Annotated in this window: 22 protein-coding genes; 10 read left to right on the top strand and 12 right to left on the bottom strand. The window is 40.4% G+C overall.

Annotated elements, in window-relative coordinates; all coding sequences use genetic code 11:
• The 4 genes from FTU66_RS10670 to FTU66_RS10655 are packed head-to-tail and all read right to left on the bottom strand — an operon-like array spanning position 1 to position 3,731.
• Positions 1 to 1,044 (bottom strand): alpha/beta hydrolase, encoded by a 1,044-nt coding sequence (locus FTU66_RS10670; protein ID WP_096900878.1) that lies wholly within the window; start codon positions 1,042 to 1,044, stop codon positions 1 to 3.
• Positions 1,044 to 2,171, bottom strand: coding sequence for a YdcF family protein (locus FTU66_RS10665; RefSeq protein WP_004973281.1), 1,128 nt, complete (start codon positions 2,169 to 2,171; stop codon positions 1,044 to 1,046). Before FTU66_RS10665 ends, FTU66_RS10670 begins: the two co-directional genes overlap by 1 nt.
• A gap of 6 nt (positions 2,172 to 2,177) precedes the next feature.
• Positions 2,178 to 3,218, bottom strand: a complete 1,041-nt coding sequence (gene murB / locus FTU66_RS10660) for a UDP-N-acetylmuramate dehydrogenase (RefSeq protein WP_180112782.1) — start codon at positions 3,216 to 3,218, stop codon at positions 2,178 to 2,180.
• A gap of 3 nt (positions 3,219 to 3,221) precedes the next feature.
• Positions 3,222 to 3,731, bottom strand: a complete 510-nt coding sequence (locus tag FTU66_RS10655) for a low molecular weight protein-tyrosine-phosphatase (RefSeq protein ID WP_004973278.1) — start codon at positions 3,729 to 3,731, stop codon at positions 3,222 to 3,224.
• Between the two features lie 119 nt (positions 3,732 to 3,850).
• On the opposite strand from FTU66_RS10655, the gene FTU66_RS10650 reads away from it, so the two are divergent.
• Positions 3,851 to 5,011 (top strand): iron-containing alcohol dehydrogenase, encoded by a 1,161-nt coding sequence (locus FTU66_RS10650; RefSeq protein WP_180112781.1) that lies wholly within the window; start codon positions 3,851 to 3,853, stop codon positions 5,009 to 5,011.
• Between the two features lie 101 nt (positions 5,012 to 5,112).
• A complete protein-coding gene (locus FTU66_RS10645; protein WP_004973275.1) occupies positions 5,113 to 5,562 on the top strand; it encodes a thioesterase family protein in 450 nt (149 codons plus the stop codon).
• Between the two features lie 60 nt (positions 5,563 to 5,622).
• On the opposite strand, the gene dnaX is transcribed toward FTU66_RS10645, so the two are convergent.
• The 4 genes from dnaX to FTU66_RS10625 form a co-directional block, all read right to left on the bottom strand.
• Positions 5,623 to 7,878, bottom strand: coding sequence for a DNA polymerase III subunit gamma/tau (dnaX, locus tag FTU66_RS10640; RefSeq protein WP_004973273.1), 2,256 nt, complete (start codon positions 7,876 to 7,878; stop codon positions 5,623 to 5,625).
• A gap of 65 nt (positions 7,879 to 7,943) precedes the next feature.
• Complete coding sequence (locus tag FTU66_RS10635) at positions 7,944 to 9,230, bottom strand: serine hydrolase (RefSeq protein ID WP_180112780.1); 1,287 nt, start codon at positions 9,228 to 9,230, stop codon at positions 7,944 to 7,946.
• A gap of 89 nt (positions 9,231 to 9,319) precedes the next feature.
• The gene (locus FTU66_RS10630; protein WP_180050769.1) at positions 9,320 to 10,174 is read right to left on the bottom strand and encodes a MaoC/PaaZ C-terminal domain-containing protein; all 855 of its coding nucleotides are present in this window, start codon (positions 10,172 to 10,174) and stop codon (positions 9,320 to 9,322) included.
• Between the two features lie 141 nt (positions 10,175 to 10,315).
• Positions 10,316 to 11,707, bottom strand: coding sequence for a 3-oxoacyl-ACP reductase (locus FTU66_RS10625; protein WP_180112779.1), 1,392 nt, complete (start codon positions 11,705 to 11,707; stop codon positions 10,316 to 10,318).
• Positions 11,708 to 11,946: 239 nt separating this feature from the next.
• Between FTU66_RS10625 and FTU66_RS10620 the strand changes: the two genes are divergently transcribed.
• Positions 11,947 to 13,458: an acetyl-CoA C-acetyltransferase gene (locus FTU66_RS10620; RefSeq protein WP_104852102.1), complete on the top strand. Its 1,512-nt coding sequence runs from the start codon at positions 11,947 to 11,949 to the stop codon at positions 13,456 to 13,458.
• Positions 13,459 to 13,567: 109 nt separating this feature from the next.
• Here the strand turns inward: FTU66_RS10620 and aceI are convergent, their stop codons facing one another.
• Positions 13,568 to 13,999, bottom strand: coding sequence for a chlorhexidine efflux PACE transporter AceI (gene aceI, locus FTU66_RS10615; RefSeq protein ID WP_179991089.1), 432 nt, complete (start codon positions 13,997 to 13,999; stop codon positions 13,568 to 13,570).
• 107 nt (positions 14,000 to 14,106) lie between these two features.
• Between aceI and FTU66_RS10610 the strand changes: the two genes are divergently transcribed.
• The 4 genes from FTU66_RS10610 (at position 14,107) to FTU66_RS10595 (ending at position 18,091) form a co-directional block, all read left to right on the top strand.
• Positions 14,107 to 14,997: a LysR family transcriptional regulator gene (locus FTU66_RS10610; protein ID WP_180112778.1), complete on the top strand. Its 891-nt coding sequence runs from the start codon at positions 14,107 to 14,109 to the stop codon at positions 14,995 to 14,997.
• Positions 14,998 to 15,086: 89 nt separating this feature from the next.
• Positions 15,087 to 16,073, top strand: a complete 987-nt coding sequence (gene tal, locus FTU66_RS10605) for a transaldolase (RefSeq protein WP_136144603.1) — start codon at positions 15,087 to 15,089, stop codon at positions 16,071 to 16,073.
• 96 nt (positions 16,074 to 16,169) lie between these two features.
• On the top strand, positions 16,170 to 16,832 hold the full coding sequence (gene leuE / locus FTU66_RS10600; RefSeq protein WP_004973255.1) for a leucine efflux protein LeuE: 663 nt from the start codon (positions 16,170 to 16,172) through the stop codon (positions 16,830 to 16,832).
• Positions 16,833 to 16,915: 83 nt separating this feature from the next.
• On the top strand, positions 16,916 to 18,091 hold the full coding sequence (locus FTU66_RS10595; RefSeq protein ID WP_180112777.1) for a benzoate/H(+) symporter BenE family transporter: 1,176 nt from the start codon (positions 16,916 to 16,918) through the stop codon (positions 18,089 to 18,091).
• 44 nt (positions 18,092 to 18,135) lie between these two features.
• Here the strand turns inward: FTU66_RS10595 and FTU66_RS10590 are convergent, their stop codons facing one another.
• Positions 18,136 to 19,107 carry an alpha/beta hydrolase gene (locus FTU66_RS10590; protein WP_180112793.1) on the bottom strand — a complete coding sequence of 324 codons (972 nt, stop codon included), beginning with the start codon at positions 19,105 to 19,107 and terminating at the stop codon, positions 18,136 to 18,138.
• Between the two features lie 315 nt (positions 19,108 to 19,422).
• Here FTU66_RS10590 and FTU66_RS10585 point away from each other — a divergent pair, with 315 nt between their 5' ends.
• Together FTU66_RS10585 and FTU66_RS10580 are read left to right on the top strand one after the other, a co-directional pair.
• Positions 19,423 to 19,872 carry a universal stress protein gene (locus FTU66_RS10585; protein ID WP_004973248.1) on the top strand — a complete coding sequence of 150 codons (450 nt, stop codon included), beginning with the start codon at positions 19,423 to 19,425 and terminating at the stop codon, positions 19,870 to 19,872.
• A gap of 50 nt (positions 19,873 to 19,922) precedes the next feature.
• A complete protein-coding gene (locus FTU66_RS10580; RefSeq protein WP_004973247.1) occupies positions 19,923 to 20,369 on the top strand; it encodes a universal stress protein in 447 nt (148 codons plus the stop codon).
• Between the two features lie 154 nt (positions 20,370 to 20,523).
• Here FTU66_RS10580 and FTU66_RS10575 read toward each other — a convergent pair whose 3' ends face one another.
• Both FTU66_RS10575 and gorA read right to left on the bottom strand, forming a co-directional pair.
• Entirely contained in the window at positions 20,524 to 20,742 is a 219-nt protein-coding gene (locus tag FTU66_RS10575; protein ID WP_004973244.1) for a hypothetical protein, read from the bottom strand.
• Between the two features lie 489 nt (positions 20,743 to 21,231).
• The gene (gene gorA / locus FTU66_RS10570) at positions 21,232 to 22,584 is read right to left on the bottom strand and encodes a glutathione-disulfide reductase (protein WP_180112776.1); all 1,353 of its coding nucleotides are present in this window, start codon (positions 22,582 to 22,584) and stop codon (positions 21,232 to 21,234) included.
• Positions 22,585 to 22,829: 245 nt separating this feature from the next.
• Between gorA and FTU66_RS10565 the strand changes: the two genes are divergently transcribed.
• Complete coding sequence (locus tag FTU66_RS10565) at positions 22,830 to 23,117, top strand: hypothetical protein (RefSeq protein WP_179997369.1); 288 nt, start codon at positions 22,830 to 22,832, stop codon at positions 23,115 to 23,117.
• Positions 23,118 to 23,304 lie beyond the last annotated feature (187 nt).

Below are 23,304 nucleotides of genomic sequence, written 5' to 3'. Positions count from 1 at the left end.
TTAATAATAAGTCTTAGAGCTATGTGCATGTAAAAATGCAGGAATCAGCCCTGTTAAAGCCGCACGAATATCCGCACGTTCATTGATTAATTGATGCGAGCCTTCTTCTAACATGAGTAAGGTTTGCAGGCGGAATTTACGCCGAATAAACTCAATGTTGTAGCGCCAATCTACGGTTTGATCTTGCGCCCCTTGTGCCAACCAAACAGGAATACGGCAAGCTGGACGTTCTTCCATCTCCAACATCCATTTAGACATGGCTAAAATCCAATCCATGCCCATCATTCTAGGTTGCAGCGGGTCTTTTAAACGCACAAAGCGTAAAAATTCAGGATTATGATTATTGCGTCGGAAATGTCGCGGCACTTCACGCTTAATCCGACGGATAATGCCCAAACCAACAGAGTTATGCCACCATGCCGATTTTGCAGGACGAATCAAAGGCGATAACAACAACACACGCTCTACAAATGGATTTTCACGGCGCTGAGCAAATTCCAACAAGTGATGCATCCAAATTGCACCACCTGTACTTTGCCCAATGCCCAACCACGGTTTTGGCAATTGATCGGCATTTTTTACATATTGATAAACCGCATGTAATACTTGCTGATAATGATCAAAATTTTTGATGTTGGCAGGATAACCATCACTCAATCCATGTCCGGGCAAATCATAAGTCAAAACACTAAAGCCCTGCTCTAATAATTCTTTGACGATAGGTTGATAAATCCCGCTATGTTCCAAATAGCCATGCAGTAGAAATACCGTGCCCTGCACCTGATCAAATTTGGTTTTGCTTAAATCGGGTTGAAAAATTTGCACATGCAATTTAAACAACGGCATTTGCACATAGCCTTGCCAATGTTCACAGTCCAACAAATGAAAACCATAAAGCTGTCGATAGGCTTGTAACTCAACACTCGGTTCAAAACCACGATTCAAATTTAAAGGTTGTAGAATTTGTGGTGTGGTTTCCCGACTCGGCACTGGCAAATCTAATTGCTTCAACACGCTTGGGTTTAAAAATGGAATATCAGGCATTATGGCACCTCGCGACATGCGCTAGAACCAATCAAGACATCCCGAATGGTGGCAAGCATTTCATAATTGGCACGGCGGCTATGATCATAGTTTTGTTCACTTGGACGCCATGCAGTCAGTTGAGTCGGCATGGGAGCCTCGACTGGAATCGTTTCAATTCCATTCAAAGCAAATAAACGGCGGGTGCGTGGCATGTGATAACGGTCTGTAATCAAAATCACTGTCGGCGCCCCCCCTTTTTTTTGTAATAATAAAGAACTAAAACGTGAATTTTCACAAGTATTCATGCTGCGATCTTCTAATAATTTTGCTTCGACATCATATTTTTTTAACCAACGCTGCATATAAGGTGCTTCTACACCACTCAGTACAATCGGCAATTGATATTGTTTTACCACCGCTAGGGTCGTTTCTAAACGTAAACGTGTGTAGTCATTGACCACAATATCTTTGCCATTATCATCTAAAGTTAAGCCACCACCTAAAACCACAATCGCATAAGGTTTAGAGTTTGCAGGTATTTTTGGAATATTTTGTTGCTGAATTAAAGCAATATCTTTAAAGATTTCTTCATCTACAGGCTCACTTTCGGTTTCGGCAATTTTATGAGTGCTTAAAAACTCCAAGTATTGTTCCATGAGTACCTGATTTTCATGACTATCCAAATTGAGCAAGGCTTTTACATTTTCGGATGGGTCTTCTACAACTGCTTCAGAAGCTGCATTAGACACCAACAATGGGACTTGCGGCAACTCTTGCTCAGATGCTAATTTTTTTTGCGTTTGTTCTTCTAAAATAAGCGCTTGTAAGGCTTTATAACGAGCCTGAATTAAAGTTAAATTTTTCGAATTTTCAGATTGAATCTCTTGCTCCATCAGCTTCAAATAAGCTTGTCGGGCAATCCATAAATCTGAACCGGGTTCCAAGCTATCTTGATCACTAAAAGCCGCCATTTGCTGACTTTTTGCTGCCACTTGATTCACTTCTACAGGTACCAAAGTGTTCAGCGTTTTGACCACCAAAGTAGAATAAAAAGGTGAATAGATAAAAATCATGAACGCTGCAAACAATACAAATAGCACGGCAGCAATTTGTACCAATCTGAGCATCCAATGATTCTGTTTCATCTTCACTTAACCTACCGGTTGATGTGCACGAATCAAACCTGTTTCATCAAATAACACAGGTTCAGGTTCGAGTGAAATACCAAAACGACTCAAAACATCTTGCTGCACAGCACGATAGGTGTGTTGCACATCTGCCAAAGTGGCATCGGCATAATTGACTAAAACCAACGCTTGTTTATGAAACATACCCACCACACCCAGTTGTTTTCCCTTCCAGCCAGCTTGATCAATCAACCAGCCTGCTGCAATTTTAACTTGCGCATTCGGCTGTGGGTAATGGGGTAAATTTGGAAATTGTGCTGCAATTTGGTCAAATTGCTGAATCGAAATCACAGGATTTTTAAAGAAACTACCTACATTTGGATATTCTGCAGGATTAGGCAGCTTACTTTGGCGAATTTGAATGACTTGTTGCTGCAGATTTTCAGCAGTTTGCTCATCGCCTACAGCAGCTTTTAAGTCGCCATAATTTAATTTTAACGCAGCCTGTTTTAACAGTTTAAAAGTCACATGGGTAATGATGTAACGGTTGGGATGATCTTTAAAAATACTGTGTCGATAGGCAAACTGACAATCTGCAGCAACAATTGAGCTGAATTGTTGGCATTCACGATCATAGACCTGCACAGATTCAATAAACTCACCGACTTCAACGCCATAAGCACCAATATTTTGCACAGGTGAAGCGCCGACCAAACCTGGAATTAAAGCCAGATTTTGCAGACCATATAACTTTTGTTCCGTACTCCACAACACAAACTCATGCCAGACTTGTCCTGCCCCAACTTTTAGGGTGACACTTGCATCATCTTCAGCGCATTTTTCGATGCCCTGAATATCCATGTGCATGACCAAGGCATGAATATGTTCAGGCAATAACATATTGCTACCACCCGATAAAATCAGCACATTTAATTGTTCTTTCTGGGCAAATGCCAAAGCATCCTGTACATCTTGAATATTTTCAATTTTGACATAATGCGACGCAGTTGCATCTAAATTGAGCGTATTGAAAGGTTTGAGTTGCATGTTGTAGTGAATGTGCATGACTTAAACCTTCAATTCAAATTGTTGTTGTAAAACTTTCACCCATGCGCGACTACTCGACTCGCATTGATCGAGCACCCGCTCAAAACCATCGGCTTCGCCATAATATGGATCGGGTAATTCTTGCTGCGTATAATGCGGATCGTGTTCGCTCATTAAGGCTATTTCAGCGCGCAAACTGCCCAGTTCAGCTTCAGCACGGCGCATTAAAGATTGAATATTGCTTAAGTTTTCAAAATCCATCGCCAAAATCAAATCAAACTCGACAAAGTCTTGTATACGTAACTGACGCGCGCGCAATGTAGATAAGTCATAACCACGTTTGAACGCATGTTTTTGGCTGCGTAAATCTGGGGCTTTGCCTGGATGATAATTACTGGTTCCAGCAGAATCTACCAACACATTGAGTTGTTGTTCATCACAAAAATGTCGAAGTACAATTTCTGCCGTTGGAGAGCGGCAAATATTTCCCAAACAAACACATAACACCTTATATGGCGTTTTGGATGACATAAACAACCTCAAAGCTACTTTATTTTTAAGAGTCTTATGTTAAGTTATTTATGATATGAATCCTATATCGTGACCCTACAATAATGTTGAATTAAGTATAAAAATTAGGAATAAAGACGATGCAGCATTTTCAATTTCAAACAGTTGGCAACATTATTTCTGGATTGGGTTCAATTTCTGAACTAAAAACGGTTTTAACCGAAAAAAATTATAAGCGTTTGTTATTGGTCACCGATGCTGGCATTTTACAACAACAATTACATCAACCTATTTTAGAAATTTTAAAGCAACTGCAACTGGACTATGCCATTTACTCGAATGTGCAAGCCGACCCCGCAGAACAGATTGTGTTAGAAGCAGTTGATTTTGCCAAACAGCAAAATATTGATGTTGTATTAGGTTTTGGTGGGGGTAGTGCGATGGATGTCGCCAAAATTATTGCCGTGCTGAGTCATTCCGAACAAACTCAACAACTGTCGGACTTGTACGGTGTTGGCAATGCGAAAGCACCACGTTTACCGCTCATTCTAGTTTCCACTACAGCAGGCACAGGTTCAGAAGTCACACCTATTTCCATTGTCACCACAGGTGCAACCAGTAAAACAGGCATTGTTTCTCCTATTTTATATGCCGATGTTGCCATTTTAGATGCCAATTTTACCCGTCATCTACCTGCACAGATTACCGCAGCCACAGGTATAGATGCGATGGTACATGCCATTGAAGCCTATACTTCTAAAATCAAAAAAAATGCGTATTCAGATTTTCTGGCAAAACATGCGCTGCGTTTACTTGATCAAAACTTAAAATTAGTGCTTGAAGATGGCAGCAATATGCAAGCACGGCAAAACATGCTGTTTGGTTCAATGCTGGCAGGACAAGCCTTTGCCAATGCTCCTGTGGCTGCGGTACATGCGCTTGCCTATCCTTTAGGCGGACATTTCCATATTTCACATGGGCATAGCAATGCATTGGTACTAACCGAAGTTTTAAAATTTAATGCGCCTGCAGCCAAACAGTATTATGCAGAACTGATGTGTTGGTTAGACCCACGCAGTAAAGGCTGCACAGATGGATTATGTGATTTGTTTATTGATCATTTACAAAATCATTTAGATCAAAGTGGCTTGGTGTTAAAACTCAATGCCCTAGGCATAGCAGAAAACATGCTACCACAACTGGCAGAAGATGCGATGCTGCAAAGCCGTTTATTGCAAAACAACCCGAGAGCAATGCAAATGCAGGATGCGTTACAGATTTACCAAGCCATTTATGCCTAACATTTACGCTTAACGTTCTGTATTTAACTTTCTACATTTATTTGGGATGATTTCCACCCATTAAAGCATGACACCACGTCGATAAAAATATAGGTAAACTTGTGAAACCTGACACCAAAACCCGTGAGCAATACGCTTTTTTCTTTCCCATCCAAACTCGCTGGGCAGACAACGATATGTATGGACATGTCAATAATGTCACTTATTACAGCTATTTTGACAGCGCAGCCAATGCCCTACTGATGCAAAAAGCAGGCTTTGAACCCAAACGATCACCCTGTATTGGTTTAGTGGTCAATTCCACCTGTCATTTTTTGCAGGAATTGTCCTATCCTGAAATGATTGAAGTAGGTGTTGCTATTCAAAAAATTGGAAACTCATCCTTAATTTATGATTTGGCAATTTTTAAAAACAATCAAAATCTTGCCGCTGCACAAGGACAAGTGGTGCATGTATTTGTAGATCGAATTACACGCCAAAACTGCCCGATTCCTGACTCCATCCGCGAAGCATTACAGCCATATAAAAGCACAGATTCAGCTTGCGCTTAGCAAAAAATAAGGCTGGTTTGACCCAGCCTTAAAATTCTGCAAACAAAAGCTAACAACAGGTTATTTCAACTGAATGTTATGTAATTCGCCATCAAAGTTTTGCAAAATATCTTTCACAATCGGTTCTTGATGCAATAAATTTTCAGCCCGTTGATAAGCGCGTTGTTTGCGCTGTTGCTGCAAAATGTACGGTGTCGTGTCATCCACATTTTCATATTGCACTTTAAACAGAGTTTTACTCCACTGTTCTTTTAAAGCACTTTCTAAAGCATGTTGCAGTTGAGTCAATAACTGCTGATATTGCTCAGGAATATGAAAAACCGATTCAGCATTAATCTGCCCCGTCATTACGCCATGCTGCGCCAATTCTTGCACGGCAGGTGACAACTCGCTGTGTCTAAACCAATATTCCCACTTGTCTAAAGTCCACTCACCTTCTAAAACTTGCGGCTGTAAACGCAGAATATCCTGCGGCATTAATTGATCATCGGCATTAGATGCTATGGTTTGCTGCGGTTGTGCTGTCGCACTGGCAACATTCGGTTCGACTTCAGTCGCTGCTAAATCAAATAAAGCGGTTTCTGCATTACTTACATTTTGTGTAATTGACGGTGAAGCATTATTCGATTGTAGTGTAGATGAAACTAGCGATGTTTCGGCTGATGCAGCAAGATCACCTAACGGTGCAACGGCATCAAAACTTTCCAGTAAAAAATCATCATGACTTTGCACATCAGATGTAGTGCTTACCGATGAGGCATCTTCATCTAAACCAAACAATTGTGCATCTGCATTTGGATCAAACACGATAGATTCAGATTGCTTATCCTCAGCCTGTATTGCAGTTTCTTCATTCACTGCAGGTTCTGACATAGATTCTGGTGAAATCGCAGCTGTTGAGTGTAGCGCTTGCGGAGTCGGTTGTTGCGCTTGAATCGACTGTTGATCTTGATGTGTTAAAGCTTCAGGCTCATCCTCATCTAAAAAATCATCTGAAGAAGGTTCTGCAACACTGGTTTGTGTCGTGGTGTGATCTGAATAATCGTCATCCTCATAGTCAAATCCATCAAGATCAGGTGTTGCAACCGCATCTAATTCAGTTACATGCTGTTCCGCTTGTGCTGTATTTTGAGTTGCCACAGCTTGTGGAGTTTGCTCCATTTGAGCAACTGGCTGGGAAGCCGCTGTTTGTGCAGTATTTTGTGGCGCAGCAACCAACACTTCATTGGCTTGCAAAGGTCGAAATGCCAGTAAACGCAGTACACACATTTCAAAGCCTTGTTCTTGGGTTACGGCAATTTGTAAATCGGCGCGTCCTTTACAAGCAATTTGATAATACAACTGTAAATCTTGTGCAGAGATCAGACCCGCAAGCTGCTGAATTTTTTGATTAATTTCAGCACTGTATTTTAGGTTTAAATCTGGCAGATATTGCATGATTGCCAATTCATGCAGTGTCGAAATTAACTGATCCAACACCAAAGACACATCTAAAGCTTGCTGTCTAAATTGTAATAACAACTGACTCACACGCTGCTGTTGGTTTTGATGAATCGCTAAAATCAAATCATAGATAATGGTGCGATCAATCAAGCCCAGCATGTCTTTGACATCTTGATGATGAATTTCACCCTGACCATAAGCAATGGCTTGGTCTGTCAAAGACATCGCATCACGCAAAGAACCTTGCGCAGATTCAGCAATCTGCCAAATTGCATCTTGCTCTGCAACAATCTGTTCTTTGGCTAAAATATCCGTTAAATGACTGGTAATTTCATCGACCTGCAATGGACGCAAAGTAAATTGCAAACAGCGCGAAATCACAGTAATAGGGAGTTTTTGTGGGTCTGTGGTCGCAAACAGAAACTTCACATGCTCAGGCGGTTCTTCCAAAGTTTTTAGCAAAGCATTGAACGAATGCGTAGACAGCATGTGCACTTCGTCAATCAGATAAACCTTAAAACGTCCCTGAGTCGGTGCATAAGGTACGTTATCAAGCAACTCACGTGTGTCTTCAACCTTAGTACGTGACGCCGCATCAATTTCGATTAAATCAATAAAACGACCTTCATTGACCGCAGTACAGGTCGGACACACTTCACATGGGGTAGATGTCACGCCTGTTTCACAGTTCAGGCATTTGGCCAAAATACGCGCAATGGTAGTTTTACCTACACCACGTGTTCCCGTAAAAAGATAAGCATGGTGCAAACGCCCACGTTCCAAAGCACTGGTCAATGCCCGTGATACATGGTTTTGTCCCACCAATTCATTAAAATTACGAGGACGATATTTACGCGCAAGTACCTGATACATGAATGCTCCTTTTTACAGGTCTAAGCATACTGTTTTTTTGGCAAAGAGTGAACGTACAATCACGCCTAAAACCAGCCTTTACGCCCTTGCAATTGCCGATCTGCACAGCGAATGGCTTCCTGACTCAGTCCCCAAAGTCGATAATCACCAATTAAAGAACCTGCAGCAAAATTATGGGTATAGGCAAAACTGAGTTGACGGTCAGGATCACACCACGCGCCTGAACCATTAAAACCCATGTGTCCAAAACCGTGAGAGCGCTTACCCAAACTTAATACACGGTGATAGCCTAATCGCCAATGCATCGGGATAGGCATAACTCGATCACGCTGCACATATTGCACTTGGCTTAATTGCTGAAAAACTTCAGGCTGAACCAATTGCTGACCCTGCCATGATCCACCCTGCGCCAACATGGCATAAATACGTGCCAAACTTTGGGCAGTAAATACACCATTGGCAGCAGGAATCACAGCTTGCAAACCAGTATCACTAAAAAAACTAAAATTTTTCATGCCTTTGGGAATCATGCCATCCTGAAAGTCTTGTGGGTTTTGACCACTCCATGCAATGACTTTATCGAATATTGATACAGGATGTTTGCTCGATTTAGCTTGGTTTTGAACTTTAGCTGTCTGTTTATTTGTGGGTGATGAATCTGTTTGCACTGATGTCACAGCAGTTTTAAATGGTCGTGCGACACGGGAAAGCTCAGATGCAGGCACACCAAAATACGCTCCATCCAAAGCCAAAGATTCAACCAAGTATTGCTGCATCAATTCAGCCAATGTTTGACCTGTAGCTTTTTCTAAAATCCCACCGACCAGCCAGCCAAAAGTTAAAGGTTGATACGCTGCCTCACTTGCTACATCAAAACGTGGCTTGGCTTGAGCCAACACATCCAGCATGTGCGACCAATCTGCCATTTCAGTCGCATCGGCAATGATATTACGGATGTCATATAAACCACTTTGATGACTCAGCACATGCCTTAAGGTCATCAATGCTTTGCCATTTTGGGCGAATTCAGGCCAGTATATATAAATGGGAGTATCGTAATCGACCAGTCCTTGACTGACCAAAATATGTGCCAGTGTCGCTAATACACCTTTGCCTGTGGAATAACATACCGATAACGTATCGGCTTGCCAGTCTTCATCTGGCGACTTTTTGCCTGTGTAAATATCGACGACTTTCTGACCTTGAAAGTACACCGCTAAAGCAGCCCCGCCCTGTTGGCTACGTGCATTTTGCAAACGGCTAAATTGCATCGCTAAATCATGAAATTCAGGCGCAACCCATCCACGATAATTTTCAGTTTCAGCAAAAATATAATCCTTTAAATGTTGCATCGTCCTGTTTATCTCGTTTTTCTTGTTAATAAAAGTTTAGCGCAAATAAAAAGCCCAAATTTAAATAATCTGGGCTTTCGATCACTGAATTAAAGCGCGGTGACAACACCTGTCACATGCGGTTTTTGGTTTTTACTGTTACGAATTAAAAAATCTGTATTTTTAGCGTCCGTTGCAGTTAAAAACTCAACTTTAGATGGCAAATACATAGGTAACTTAAACCACACATCGGCTTCATAGGCATCTGGCAAAGTCAAACTCGATAAGGCTTTGGCTTTGCTCCACATGCCGTGCGCAATCGCTTGTTTAAAGCCAAATGCTTTTGCAGTAATCGCGTGGATATGAATTAAGTTAAAATCGCCAGACGTTAAGGCATAACGGCGACCCGTATTTTCAGAAATATCCCATTCAGCTTGAACGGCATAGTTTAGCGCTTTGCTTTCTGCAGGCTTTGCAGCAGCTTTAGTGGTGGTTTTTTGACGTGCTAAATACGTGGTCAAACCTTCCATCACCACCTCATTGCCTACTTTAACGGTGGTAATAAAATCAAACTGTACGCCTTTATCATGTGGTTGCAATTCACCAAATTTACACGACAAGGTCAGTTGTTCATTCAATCCAACTTTACGGCTTTGTTTGACTTGGTTGCGAATATGCACCAAGCCCAAAATTGCAAATGGAAATGCTTCTTGGGTCATCATGTGCATTTGCAGACTTTGTGACAATACAGCCAAATAAATTGCAGGAATATAGCCGTTATTTTTAAAACCTGTCACTGCATTATAGGCTTTTAAGTGCTTTTGATCGACCTTGAATGAATCCACCACATATTCAACTTGCGGCAGAACTTTTTCACCTTTTGGCTTTTTAAAAATTAAGCCCTGAATCACTTTTGGATAGGCTAAATAGGGTTTTGGAAGTTGACTAAAATGGCGAGTATTCATACTGAACCTTTGAGAAGTTTTTCTAATTTATTTAATGGAGTTCTTTCTCCCGCTGGGAGAAAGCTAGAGAGAAGGGTTAATAATCTATCCCCTTATCTCCCTCTCCTAAATCCTCTCCCTAAGGGAGAGGACTTTAATGGGTTAAGCCCCTAACAAGCTTTGACCACAAACACGTACCACGTTACCATTAATACCTGTCGATGCCGATGAAGCAAAGTAAGCAATGGTTTCTGCAACGTCTACAGGTAAACCACCCTGACTCATAGAGTTCATACGACGACCTGCTTCACGAATGGCAAAAGGAATTGCAGCAGTCATTTGCGTTTCAATAAAGCCTGGTGCAACCGCATTAATGGTGATACCGTTGTTTAAAACAGGTGCGGTAAATTTCACGACACCAATCACGCCAGCTTTAGATGCTGCATAGTTGGTTTGACCCAAGTTGCCTGCAATACCTGAAATTGAAGATACGCAAACGATACGACCATTGGCATTTAAACCATCATTTGCCAATAAGTAATCGTTCACACGCTCAATTGCAGACAAGTTGATGTTAATGACTAAATCCCAAAGCTCTGGTTTCATATTTGCCAAAGTTTTGTCACGGGTAATCCCCGCATTATGCACAATAATATCCAAACCACCTTGCGCAGCGGCAGCTGTTTTAATTTGCTCGCCTGCATCTGCAGCAGTAATGTCAATTGCTAGCGTTGAACCACCAATTTCAGCAGCAACACGGTCTAAATCTGCTTGTTGTTGTGGAACGTCTAGGCAAATAACGTGTGCACCATCACGTGCCAACACATGCGCAATCGCTTCACCAATACCACGGCTTGCACCTGTCACTACAGCAGTTTTACCTGCCAATGGTTTTGCCCAATCTACCTCTACAGTTGCAGCATTCGAGACACGGATCACCTGACCTGACACATAAGCTGAACGTGGTGAAATGGCAAAACGTAACGTAGATTCTAAGTTTGCTGCAGCACCTTGATCGACATAAATTAAGTTAGCCGCAATGCCTTTTTTAAATTCTTTGCCTACCGATTTTACAAAACCTTCCAAAGCGCGTTGTGCAATGGCTTTTTTCACACTGCCTGCAGTTTCTGGTGTAGTACCAATCACCACCACGCGACCAGAAGCCTGAATTTGACGTGCGATTGGGTTAAAGAACTCATAAATCGCTTTTAATTGTTCAGAGTTTTCAATACCTGAAGCATCAAACACCACCACTTTAAATTTAGATTCTTTATCGCCTGGATTGAATGCACCTAAATTTAAGCCCACTTTTGCCGCAGCTTGTTGCAATTCTGCATTGTTACCTGCATAACTGTTGGCATGTACATTAGCTAAAACTTGTGCAATTGATGCAGACAAATCACTTGCAGGGGCTGCACCTAAAAGTACTGCACCTTTTACCACTGGTGTTGCAGACTCAAAACGATCTAAAAAAGTTGGGGATGGTAAACCCAAATTTTTAATGACAAATTTACCAATAGGAGATTTTGCAAATGTTTGGTATTGATCAGTCATGATTATTATCTCTCATAAATTCATTTTTTGATGGATTACACGATATCTTTTAACATCAATATGATGCCAAATGCCCACATTTCAATAGCGTTACCCGTTTGTGCTAAATCATACTTGAGTTAATTATCAGATGTCTTGACCTGAATGCATTCTGCAATGTCATTGTAGTCAATTCAGCTGTCATACTATTGTGCTAATGTACGCATCAAGTAGACCCTTAACATGCTTGGAAAAGCCTTATGAGCAAAACAACTCAAGAAAATCCAGCAGTGGAAAATTCTGCAACGGATTCTGTGTCAAATACATCAACTGCTAAACGTACAAGCAAAAGTAGCAACACTGCAACCCGTTCCAACACGAGTACGACAAAAACTACACGTACCCGCACGACTAGCCGTGCTAAAACAACTGCTTCAACGCAAACAAAAGCACCATCTAATACCAATACCTCTGTTCAACAGGATAAAATTATGAGCCAAAACACTGTTCGCCGCGTTGCTATTATCGGTGGTAACCGTATTCCATTCGCACGTTCTAATGGCGCTTACTTTACTGCATCTAATACAGATATGTTTACAGCAGCATTAAATGGTCTTGTTGAACGATTCAACTTACAAGGTCAGCGTTTGGGTGAAGTTGTTGCAGGTGCAGTGCTCAAACACAGCCGTGACTTTAACATGACTCGTGAGTGCGTACTCAATACTGCCCTTGCTCCTGAAACACCTGCTTACGATATACAACAAGCATGTGGTACTGGCTTGCAGGCTGCTTTTTTAGTTGCGAATAAAATTGCACTGGGTCAAATCGAGGTTGGTGTTGCAGGCGGTGTAGATACGACTTCTGACGCGCCAATCGCATTTGGCGATGGTTTGCGTAAAGCATTGCTTGAATTGAACATTGCAAAAACAGGTAAAGACCGCTTAAAAGCATTAACCAAAATCAACATTAAAGATTTAATGGATGCGCCACGTAACGGTGAACCACGCACAGGTTTATCAATGGGCGACCACCAAGCCATTACTACGTTGGAATGGGGCATCTCTCGTGAAGCGCAGGATGAGTTAGCAGCTTCATCTCACCAAAAAATGGCAGCTGCCTATGACGAAGGTTTCTTTGATGATCTCATCACGCCATTCTTAGGTTTAGAACGTGACAATAACTTACGTGCAGATTCTACTGTAGAAAAACTAGCGAAGTTAAAACCTGCTTTTGGTAAAGGCGACGCGCGCACTATGACGGCGGGTAACTCGACTCCACTAACCGATGGTGCATCTTGCGTATTACTTGCCTCTGAAGAATGGGCAAAAGCCAATGGTCACGAAGTCTTGGCATATTTGACTTTCCAAGAAACTGCAGCAGTTGATTTTGTAGGCAAAAAAGAAGGTTTGTTGATGGCACCTGCGTACGCTGTTCCACGTATGCTTGAACGTGCTGGTTTAACATTACAAGACTTCGATTATTACGAAATTCACGAAGCGTTTGCATCTCAAGTCTTGTCGACCTTAAAAGCATGGGAAGATCCAAACTTCTGTAAAGAGCGTTTAGGTTTAGATGCACCTTTAGGATCAATTGATCGTAGCAAATTAAACGTTAAAGGTTCATCTTTGGCAGCAGGTCACCCATTTGCAGCAACAGGCGGACGTATTATTGCCACTGCGGCGAAACTTCTGAATCAAAAAGGTTCAGGTCGCGTATTGGTGTCAATCTGTGCAGCAGGCGGTCAAGGTGTAACAGCCATTATTGAAAAATAATTCTGCCTAGTTCCAATTTAGATAGCAATAAAAGCCACTTGATTCGCTCAGGTGGCTTTTTTATAGCGCTTAATTTATAGCAGCTCACTTTTAATTAGCCACTAGCGTTTTATCTGACTGAATGTTGCGGAGCATAACCCAATTTCGCTTCGATATGGTCATAACAATATTGAAAAATAAAGGTATAGAGCAAAATACTGAGCGTCATCAATAAATCAATCAAAATTGCCTGCAGCATGGATATTTCTAGTGCATACGCCACCATGGGAATAGTGGCGAGCATTAAGCCACCTTCAAAACCAATTGCGTGTAAAACGCGTATTTTAAAAGTTCTGTGTAGCTGGTGTTGCGCTTCAAACTTTTCAAAATAGTGATTAAACAACATATTCCACAGCACCGATGTCACCGCCATCGCAATGCCTAGACCACCTGTCACTTGCATGGGCATTTCAAATACAAAACTAAGTGCCAAAGCAATAATAATTAATAAAACTACTTCATAGCTCAGCGCATGTAGCAATCTTCTCTTGGAAATTAACATGATCCCACTCAATGACGTTAAATACTGAGGAGTATTTTATGTTCATAGTTTTGAATGTTCGAGTTAGAATCTATCAATAATATTGAAAGATAAATCAAGTACCAATAATGAATATCAACCAAGATCAGCTGATTATTTTTATTACTGTCATGGAAATGGGCTCTTTTTCCGCAGCTGCACGTAAATTAAATAAAGTACCTTCTGCAGTCAGTATGTCGATAGCCAATTTAGAAATTGATTTAGACCTAAAACTGTTTGAACGGATTGGGCGTGAACCTTTGCCTACCCCACTAGCGCAGAGTCTTTACGAAAAAAGCAAACAACTGCTCATAGAAATGAAGCAATGGAAACAACATGCTTTTGCGCTCAGTTCTGGGCTGGAAGCACACTTAAATATTGTGGTGGTGTCTGAATTACTACACACTCGCTGGACAGATTATATTGTGTTACTAGAACAGCAATTTCCTGAATTGCAGATCAATATTTTCTCTGCGCCACAAGAAGATGCACTGCATTTACTCATGACTCAAGCAGCGGACTTGGCCTTTATGTTTGAACGCGAACAATTACAAAGCAGTGAACAATTTGTGGAATTAAAACGTGAAATTTTAGTGCCTGTCGCTGCCCGACATTCACCGCTGGCTGAATCTGATCAAGTCAGTTTTGAACAGATTTTACAAAATCGGCAAATTGTAGTGGCGAGCCGTGATCGGCAGATTAAACCCGAGTTGTTATTTTCTAAGCACTATTGGCGTACCGATAATCATCATTCTGCCTGCAGTATGATTAAGCAGGGTTTAGGCTGGGGTGTCTTGCCCTTGGAAATGCTGAATGAACATCCTGAACTACAACACGAATTAAAAATTTTACAGCTGCTAGATTTCACCCCAAAATTTGAATATTTTGTCGATTTGGTCTGGAGCCGAGAACATCAATTGGGCGCTGCTGCTCATTTTTTGATTAATCACGTCCGAAATCTGAGAAAAACTGGTAAATAATCCACAAACCCTCTTACTTGGTACTTGGGTTAAAAGCTGTTTGTGATATAACTGAATGTATAAGCAATAACCTAAGAACTAGATCTCGAATGACACAGACAGCCTTAAATCAACTAAAAAACTTAACCACCATTGTTGCAGATAGTAGTGACTTGGCTGCGATTGAAAAGTTTCGTCCTTTGGATGCGACCACCAACCCATCACTCATTACGGCGGCTGCAAATCAACCTGAAAATAAAGCGTTGATTGAAGCTGCATTTGAGCAAGCCAAAGCTGAAGGTTATACAAATGATCTATTGGTTGAGCGCAGCATTGATATTTTAACGGTCAAATTTGGTGTAGAAATTTTAAAGCTGATTGAAGGTCGTGTTTCGACTGAGGTGGATGCTTCTTTGTCTTATGACACTGATGCGACCATTGCCAAAGCCAAAGAACTTTTAGCACTGTACCAAGCTTATGGTGTTCATTCAGACCGCATTTTGATTAAGATTGCATCGACATGGGAAGGCATTCAAGCGGCGAAAGTGTTGGAAGCCGAAGGCATTCACACCAATTTAACCTTATTGTTTGGTTTACATCAGGCACATGCTTGTGCAGATGCCAAAGTGACGTTGATTTCACCATTTGTGGGTCGTATTTTAGATTGGTATAAAAAAGCTGAAAATGTCATGTACTACCCTATTGAAAAAGATCCGGGTGTACTTTCGGTGAAGAAAATTTATCAATTCTATAAACAGCATCAAGTACAAACTGAAATTATGGGCGCGAGTTTCCGTAGTATAGATCAGGTTTTGGCTTTAGCTGGTTGTGATTTATTGACCGTTGCACCAAATTTATTGGCAGAACTTGAAGCTGATGAACGAGAAGTCGCTGCAGCGTTATCGACCAATGGCATTCAAGTTCAAGCTGAACCACTGGCAGCAATTGAAAAGGAACAATTCAAAGCGCAACTTGAGGCAGATTTGATGGCGTTCCAATTGTTACAAGGCGGCATTGATGGCTTTATTAAAGCGCGTGAGCAACTTGCCACCCTATTACGCCAGTCTTTCGGCTTAGATGCAGAGATTAAAGCTTAAGCTTTAACCTATCCCAGTAAAATTCCAAAATTTTTACTAAGCCACAAAACCGATGTTGTTATACTGCAACATCGGTTTTTATTTAGGTGAGTTTGCGTGTTTGGTATTAGTGACCTCAGCACTTTTATAATTGGCACAACCTTAATTGTGCTCTTGCCTGGCCCAAACTCACTCTATGTCATGTCAGTGGCTTCACGCTTTGGGATACGCACAGGCTATGCAGCTGCTTTCGGTGTATTTACGGGTGATCTGATTTTAATTGTGTGCACCATTTTAGGGGCAGCCTCATTACTGCATGCTTTTCCATGGCTATTCACCTTATTAAAAGTAGTTGGTGCGCTCTACTTAGGCTATTTAGGTATTAAACTACTGATTGCAGCCTATAAAACATGGTTTCCACAAACCAGAACTTCGCACGCCAATCTTTCTACAACAGCAACGAGCAATACAACTGAACGGGTTCATCCCTACCGAACTGCTTTAATGATTAGCGTTATTAACCCAAAAGCAATTTTGTTTTATTTGTCTTTTTTTGTGCAATTCGTCAATCCTGATTACACCTACCCGATGCTGAGCTTTGCTGTTTTAGCCATCGTCCTACAAATCATTAGCATGGGTTATTTATCTATCTTGATTTTTTCAGGAGTCAAATTAGCCAGTTATTTCAATCAACGCTATAAAATTGCAGCCATTTGCGTTGCAAGCATTGGTATTTTGTTCTGCGGTTTTGGCTTTAGACTGGCAAGCTCAACGCTATAAAAAAAGTATAAAAAACACTTTTGACTATTTGTTCAAATGTATATGATCTGTTCATAAATTATAGAAAATATGTCTAAGAAAGCATGCGAAAACTTTTAAATGACTTCTCTGTGCCTGCAGTATTTGCAGGTTTTATTACCTTCTTGGTCGGTATTAGTGTTTCCGCGGTTTTAGTCATTCAGGCAGCACAAATTTTAGGCGCAAGTGCTGAGCAAATCAGCTCTTGGTTTTGCGCGTTGGGTTTAGGTATTGGTCTAAGCGGGCTGATTTTATCTTGGAAATTTAAATATCCTGTGGCGACCTCATGGTCTACCGCAGGCTTGGCACTGATTATCGCCACGGGCAGCGGTTATAGCTTACACGAAGCAATTGGCGCATTTTTATTTTGTGGCGTACTCACAGCAGTGCTTGGCTTTTTAGGTATTTTTGAAAAGGTACTGACTTATATTCCACAGAGTTTAACCAGCGCCATGTTGGCAGGTGTGCTGCTTAAATTTGGAATTGCCCTATTTACCAGTCTGCAAGAAGCATGGGCATTTATTTTGTCTTTATTGGCGGCTTATGTATTGGCAAAACGATTTAGCCCACGTTATAGCATTGTTTTAACTGTATTGATTGGGGTCGCACTATGCCCAATCTTCTTACAATTTCAAATGCCGAGTGTGCAATGGAGTATTGCACAACCAGTTTGGATGCAACCTGAATTAAGTTGGTCTGCTATTTTAGGTTTAGCCCTGCCTTTGTTTGTCATTAATATGGCGTCGCAATATTTGCCCGGTGTTGCCATGATCAAAAGCTATGGTTTTAACCCAAATGTACGTCACTTAATTGGTTGGACAGGCACAGCACAAGCTATTTTTGCACCATTTGGATGTTTTAGTGTCAATATCGCATCCATCAGTGCTGCGATTAGCTTAGATGATCAATCGCATCCCGATGCAAGTAAACGCTATATTGCGGGGATTAGCTGCGGTTTGTTTTATATCTTGATGGGGATATTTGCGGCAACGCTTACCAGTTTACTGATGTCATTCCCTGCTGTTTTTATTACAGCTTTGGCAGGAATTGCACTGCTCGGTACTATTGGACACAACATTGCCCTCGCCTTTCAGCACGTTTCAGAACGTGAAGCCGCTTTATTGACCTTTTTATTTAGTGCTTCTGGGGTGCAGTTTTTTGGTATTGGTTCTGCATTCTGGGGACTGATTTTTGGTTGTGTGGTTTTGGCAGTTTCAAAGTTTAAACAAAGCAAAAGCTAAATAACTAAGCGATTAAAACACTTTTTCAGAAGCATCGTATTGATTTATTGTATGCGTGATACATTAAGGGCCGCTGTGCTTCGGATAAATTCCACTGTTTTAGCAAAAGTTTGTTGGCTTTCTTTTTGGTGCATAAAAAATTGATATTCGTGAATTAACCATGCTTTTGTATCTGGATAAAATGCTGTCGTCACAGGAATCTGCTGTTGCTGTAATGCATGCAGCATCGGCATAGATTGAGTTTCTGTTAAAAAGTCTTTGTTACCACCACTGATAAATACCGCAGGATAGTTTGCCGTTAAATGTTGAATAGGCGAAATATTCTTCAGAAATTCACTGTCCTGTTTCCGATCTCCCGTGTAAGCCTGCACCAAATTATAAACACCCCACTCTACGATATTCATTTCATCTGGCGCAGTTTCAACAAACGCTTTTAGATCATAAATCCCGCAGTGCAAAATCAGCCCTTTAAGTTGTTTGTGCTGAATAGTCGGCTGTAAATTAGACTGCTGTGCAAATGCAGGATTACTCAATAATGCGGCATAATGGCTAGCTAAATTCGCCCCTGCAGAATCGCCTGCTAAATATAATTGTTGTGGATTAAGCTGATATTTTTCTGCATGTTGCGTGATGTAATTTAAAACCTGATCAATTTGTTGCAACTGAGTAGGATAAGTTGCATGCGGGGCAAATTGATATTGTACGGCAATTACATTAAAGCCCTGCGCGGCTAATAATTTAAAATAGCCACGTGCGTGGGCTTTTGAACCTGCAATCCAGCCACCACCATGAATCCAGACAATTGTCGGGCGTGCAGCTAAATCTTGCAATAGACTGTCTTGATACAAGTCAAAACTCAAATTGGGCTGCGTGGCATACACAATATCATGTTGCACTTGTATGTTTTTGGGTGCATAGCGATCCATGATTTTTTGCTGCAAGCCTGTGGTGAGATTAAATGCACCAGCAATGATTCGACTGTTCTGCTGCGTGGTTTGACAAGCACTTAACAACATAAAACACAGCAACATCCAAATTATTTTCAAACCACATTTCCCTCAAGATTCATACACCCAATTCAAACCCAAGTAATTTAAAATTAAATTATGAAGGTCTATTTATTTTTGCAAATTTAGCATCTTATTTTATCGTATAGCTTTGCCGTTGAGTTGAGTAAATTCATCATCTTCAGCTTATCTTTTCTTTCAGCAAATTTGGCGGGTAATTAAATGAATTATCAATCTTTTTTCAGATTTTAAATTGAACCTATATAGACTATATGCTATCAATAAAGTGTAAGGCGAATAATCATAATTTCTGGAGTTACCCGCATGTCGTACCAAAATATTTTAGTCCCTGTAGATGGTTCACAAATTTCTTTTTCAGCGGTCAAACATGCAGCTGAAATTGCCAAAGTATTTAACAGTAAACTCACCTTAATTAGCCTTGTTGCGGAAGACCCATTTACTGATTCTGACTTTTACTATAATTATTCATCTGCCATTATGAAAGAATACTTTGTGCAAGCGACAGCCAATGCACAAAAGGCATTAAAAGAAGCAGATGAAATTGCGAAAGCAGTGGGTGTAAATGCAGAAACTCGCGTGGTTGAGGGTTTGGTATCTGCTGAAGGTGTAATCAAAACTGCGAAAGACTTAAATGCCGATGTGATTGTGATGGGTTCACATGGTCGTAAAGGTTTCCAAAAATTATTATTGGGTAGCTTTGCCACAGACGTATTACGTCATACAGAATTACCTGTGCTTGTAGTTAAAGCTTAATCACTATTTTAAGCCATATTTTCATCATAAATTTTTAATAAGGATTTGCCATGACAACTTATAAACACTTACTTGTTCCAGTAGATGAGTCACCTATGTCTTATGCTGCAGCCGAACAAGCACTTTCATTGGCAAAAGATCTAAATTGCCCTGTTACTATTATGAGTGTAATTGCAGTTGATCCTTTTGTAGGCGTGGACTTCTACAAAGTTGCACCAGCAATTACCGATTATTTCATGCAGGCTGAACAAAATGCACAAAATCGTTTGGCTGAAATTCAGCAATCCTTTAGCCGTGAAGGTATTTCGGTAGATACCAAAATTATCCGCGGTGTTGCAGCTTCAGAAGGGATTGTGCAAATTGCCAATGAAATTGGTGCTGACCTGATTATTATGGGTTCGCATGGCCGTACTGGCGTGAAAAAGATGATGCTTGGTAGCGTTGCCCAAAACGTACTGACTCAGTCCCCTGTTCCTGTTTTGATTGTTAAGGTTTAATTCAATACTGGCTGTGCTTTGCCACAGTGAAAATACAAAATAAAAAAATCCCGTTCGCCAATGAACGGGATTTTTCTGGATAAAACTTTTAAAATTTTTCTAAATTACATATTTTATGCAATCCAGTTGAGTTGAATATTCATCAGACTAAAACTTAATTAACCCGATGTGGTAAACGGAACATTTCATGCGTATCGGTATAAAAACTGCGACCATCTAAATTCAGTTCAATTTCCTGACCACATTCCAACAACACATGTTTTCCGACTTCGACCCATTTAAAACCATCACGGGTATTTTGCTTTTTCTTTGATGCCACCAAAGACACCATAATTTCACGACCATTCACTGCTTTCGCAAGCATTGTTTGCATTTTTTTCAATATTTACACCAATTCATTTATAACTTACACATCAAGCTCAAATTAAAATTTTGAGCATAGTTTTTTAATACAACAACATTCATCACACTTAATTTGCAGTGCATAAAATAAATGCAGCACAGCATGATGATGAATAACTACGAGAGAATAGAGATATTTTTATTGTATAAGTTACACTATAACATAGATTTAAAGTCTTTGCAGCATCGGCTACAAATTTGTAAAGATAAACTTAATAAAACAAAAATTTCTTAATCAAACCTTAATCATTTTCGTGAGATAATCTACCCCAGACACAATGGATGGTGTTTGATCGCACAAGCCCACTTCGGTGGGTTTCTTATTAGGCTAACTAAATAACGATAACAAACTTTATCTTTCTGACGTTTATCTTCTGATTTTTTATCTACAAATTTCAAAAATAAAAAAGAGTATGGATTTTTTTAACCCATACTCTTTGTGTACGACTACGCTACTCCATTAGCGCATAGTCACAAATTCTTCTGCAGCAGTTGGATGAATTGCGACAGTATTGTCAAAATCTTGCTTGGTCGCGCCCATTTTGACCGCGACTGCAAAACCTTGCAAAATTTCATCCATGCCATAGCCAATACCATGCACGCCCACGACTTTCTGTTCATCACCAACGCAGACCAATTTCATTTTAGACACTTGACGATGCTGAGTTACAGCCGTGTACATTGAGGTAAAAGAAGATTGATAGACTTTGACCTGATCTTGCCCAAACTGTTCAATGGCTTGCGCTTCACTTAAACCCACCGTACCAATAGGCGGATGACTAAAGACCACCGTGGCAACATTTTGATAATCTAAATATTCATTTGGTTTGTGATTGAATAAACGTTCAGACAATTTACGTCCTGCGGCAACAGCAACGGGTGTCAGCTCAATTTTTCCAATAATATCGCCCACCGCATAAATACCTGCTTGGCTGGTATTTTGGAATTGATCTACTGCGATATATCCTTTTTCATCAATCTGCACATTTGCAGCAGCCAAGTTCAATGCTTGTGTATTTGGTTTACGTCCAACTGCCCAAATCAGACAATCGACCTCATGCTGTGAACCATCTTCAAGATGTAATAACAAAGACTGATCCGCTTGGCGAGTGACTTTCTTTGGAATGGCTTGCGTATGCACTTGGATATGTTCATCACGCATACATTCAAGTAATGTTTCACCTAAAAATTGATCTAAACTACGCAGCGGCAATTGTTTACGAATAAACAATCCAACTTCTGAACCCAACCCATTTAAAACACCTGCTAACTCTACGGCAATATAACCCGAACCGACAATTGCCGTGCGTTTTGGTAATTGTTGCAATTCAAAGAAACCGTTTGAATCAATTCCTAGCTCTGCCCCTTCAATATCTGGACGTGTTGGCTCAGTTCCTGTGGCTATTAAAATGTGATCTGCAGTGTATTGCTGCTGATTTACTTCAACTGTTTTTTCATTTACAAAACGAGCAAAGCCCTGAATCACATCAACATTGTTTTTATCTAAACCTGATTGATACGATGCATGGATACGCTGAATATAAGCTTGACGATTTTGAATTAACGTATTCCAATCATGCGATTTTAATTCAGTATTAAAACCATAATCTGGGCCGTATTTTTGAATAGCATCGGCGATTTGCGCAGAATACCACATCACTTTTTTAGGCACACACCCCACATTGACACAAGTCCCGCCCAAATCTGCAACTTCAATTAATGCACATTTTTTACCATATTGCGCCGCGCGATTGGCCGAAGCAATACCACCACTTCCTGCCCCAATTACCAAATAGTCATAATGTTTAGCCATTTCATGCCTCAATTTTTCGTGATTTTTTAGATACTCATCTGCAGAAATTCAGCGCAGAAAAACATTCATTTTCATCAAAACTAACACATAAAACTGCATTTCCCAAGTCAGCCATATTGTCTAAATACACAAAATCGACACACTGTCATTCAATTGATTTCACTGCCAATAAAACTGACTATTCACTTAAATTTTACGCTTTTAAGGCTATAATATAAATTTGATTTTTTATCATTGGGGTCAATGTGAAGCAGTGGGTTTACGTTCTGATATGTAGCTTTATCACTTTCGGCTGTTCCCCATCCCAACCGTCAGATCAAGCCCCAAGCATGTTTGATGAACTCGATCTCATCAATACCAAAATGAATGAAATCTTGCTTCGCGATTTAGATAACTATTCTGCAGATGAGCGCAAACATATTATTTGTGAAGAATATACGCAGATTTACAAACATGAATATATGCCAATTGTACTTAAAAATTCTAAACCTGAAGATCGGCAATATAACGAGAAAAATTACATGCTGAATTAAATGAAACTTACACCAACTATAAAAATGAATATCAAATTCGCTGTGACTAAGCTAGATTATTTGGGTATTTGCATTATGAGGTTGAATAATTAAATTAATCAATCTCATATTCTTCTTCAAACAATTCAACCAAGGTTGGAATGTGTGCTCCATATTCTGTTTTCATTTTTTTATATTTGGTTGAAAA

This window comes from Acinetobacter sp. YH12131 (assembly GCF_013418635.1).
Classification (GTDB): domain Bacteria; phylum Pseudomonadota; class Gammaproteobacteria; order Pseudomonadales; family Moraxellaceae; genus Acinetobacter; species Acinetobacter towneri.
Note: the sequence above shows the minus strand (reverse complement) of the source record. Positions and strands in the feature narration are given on the sequence as shown.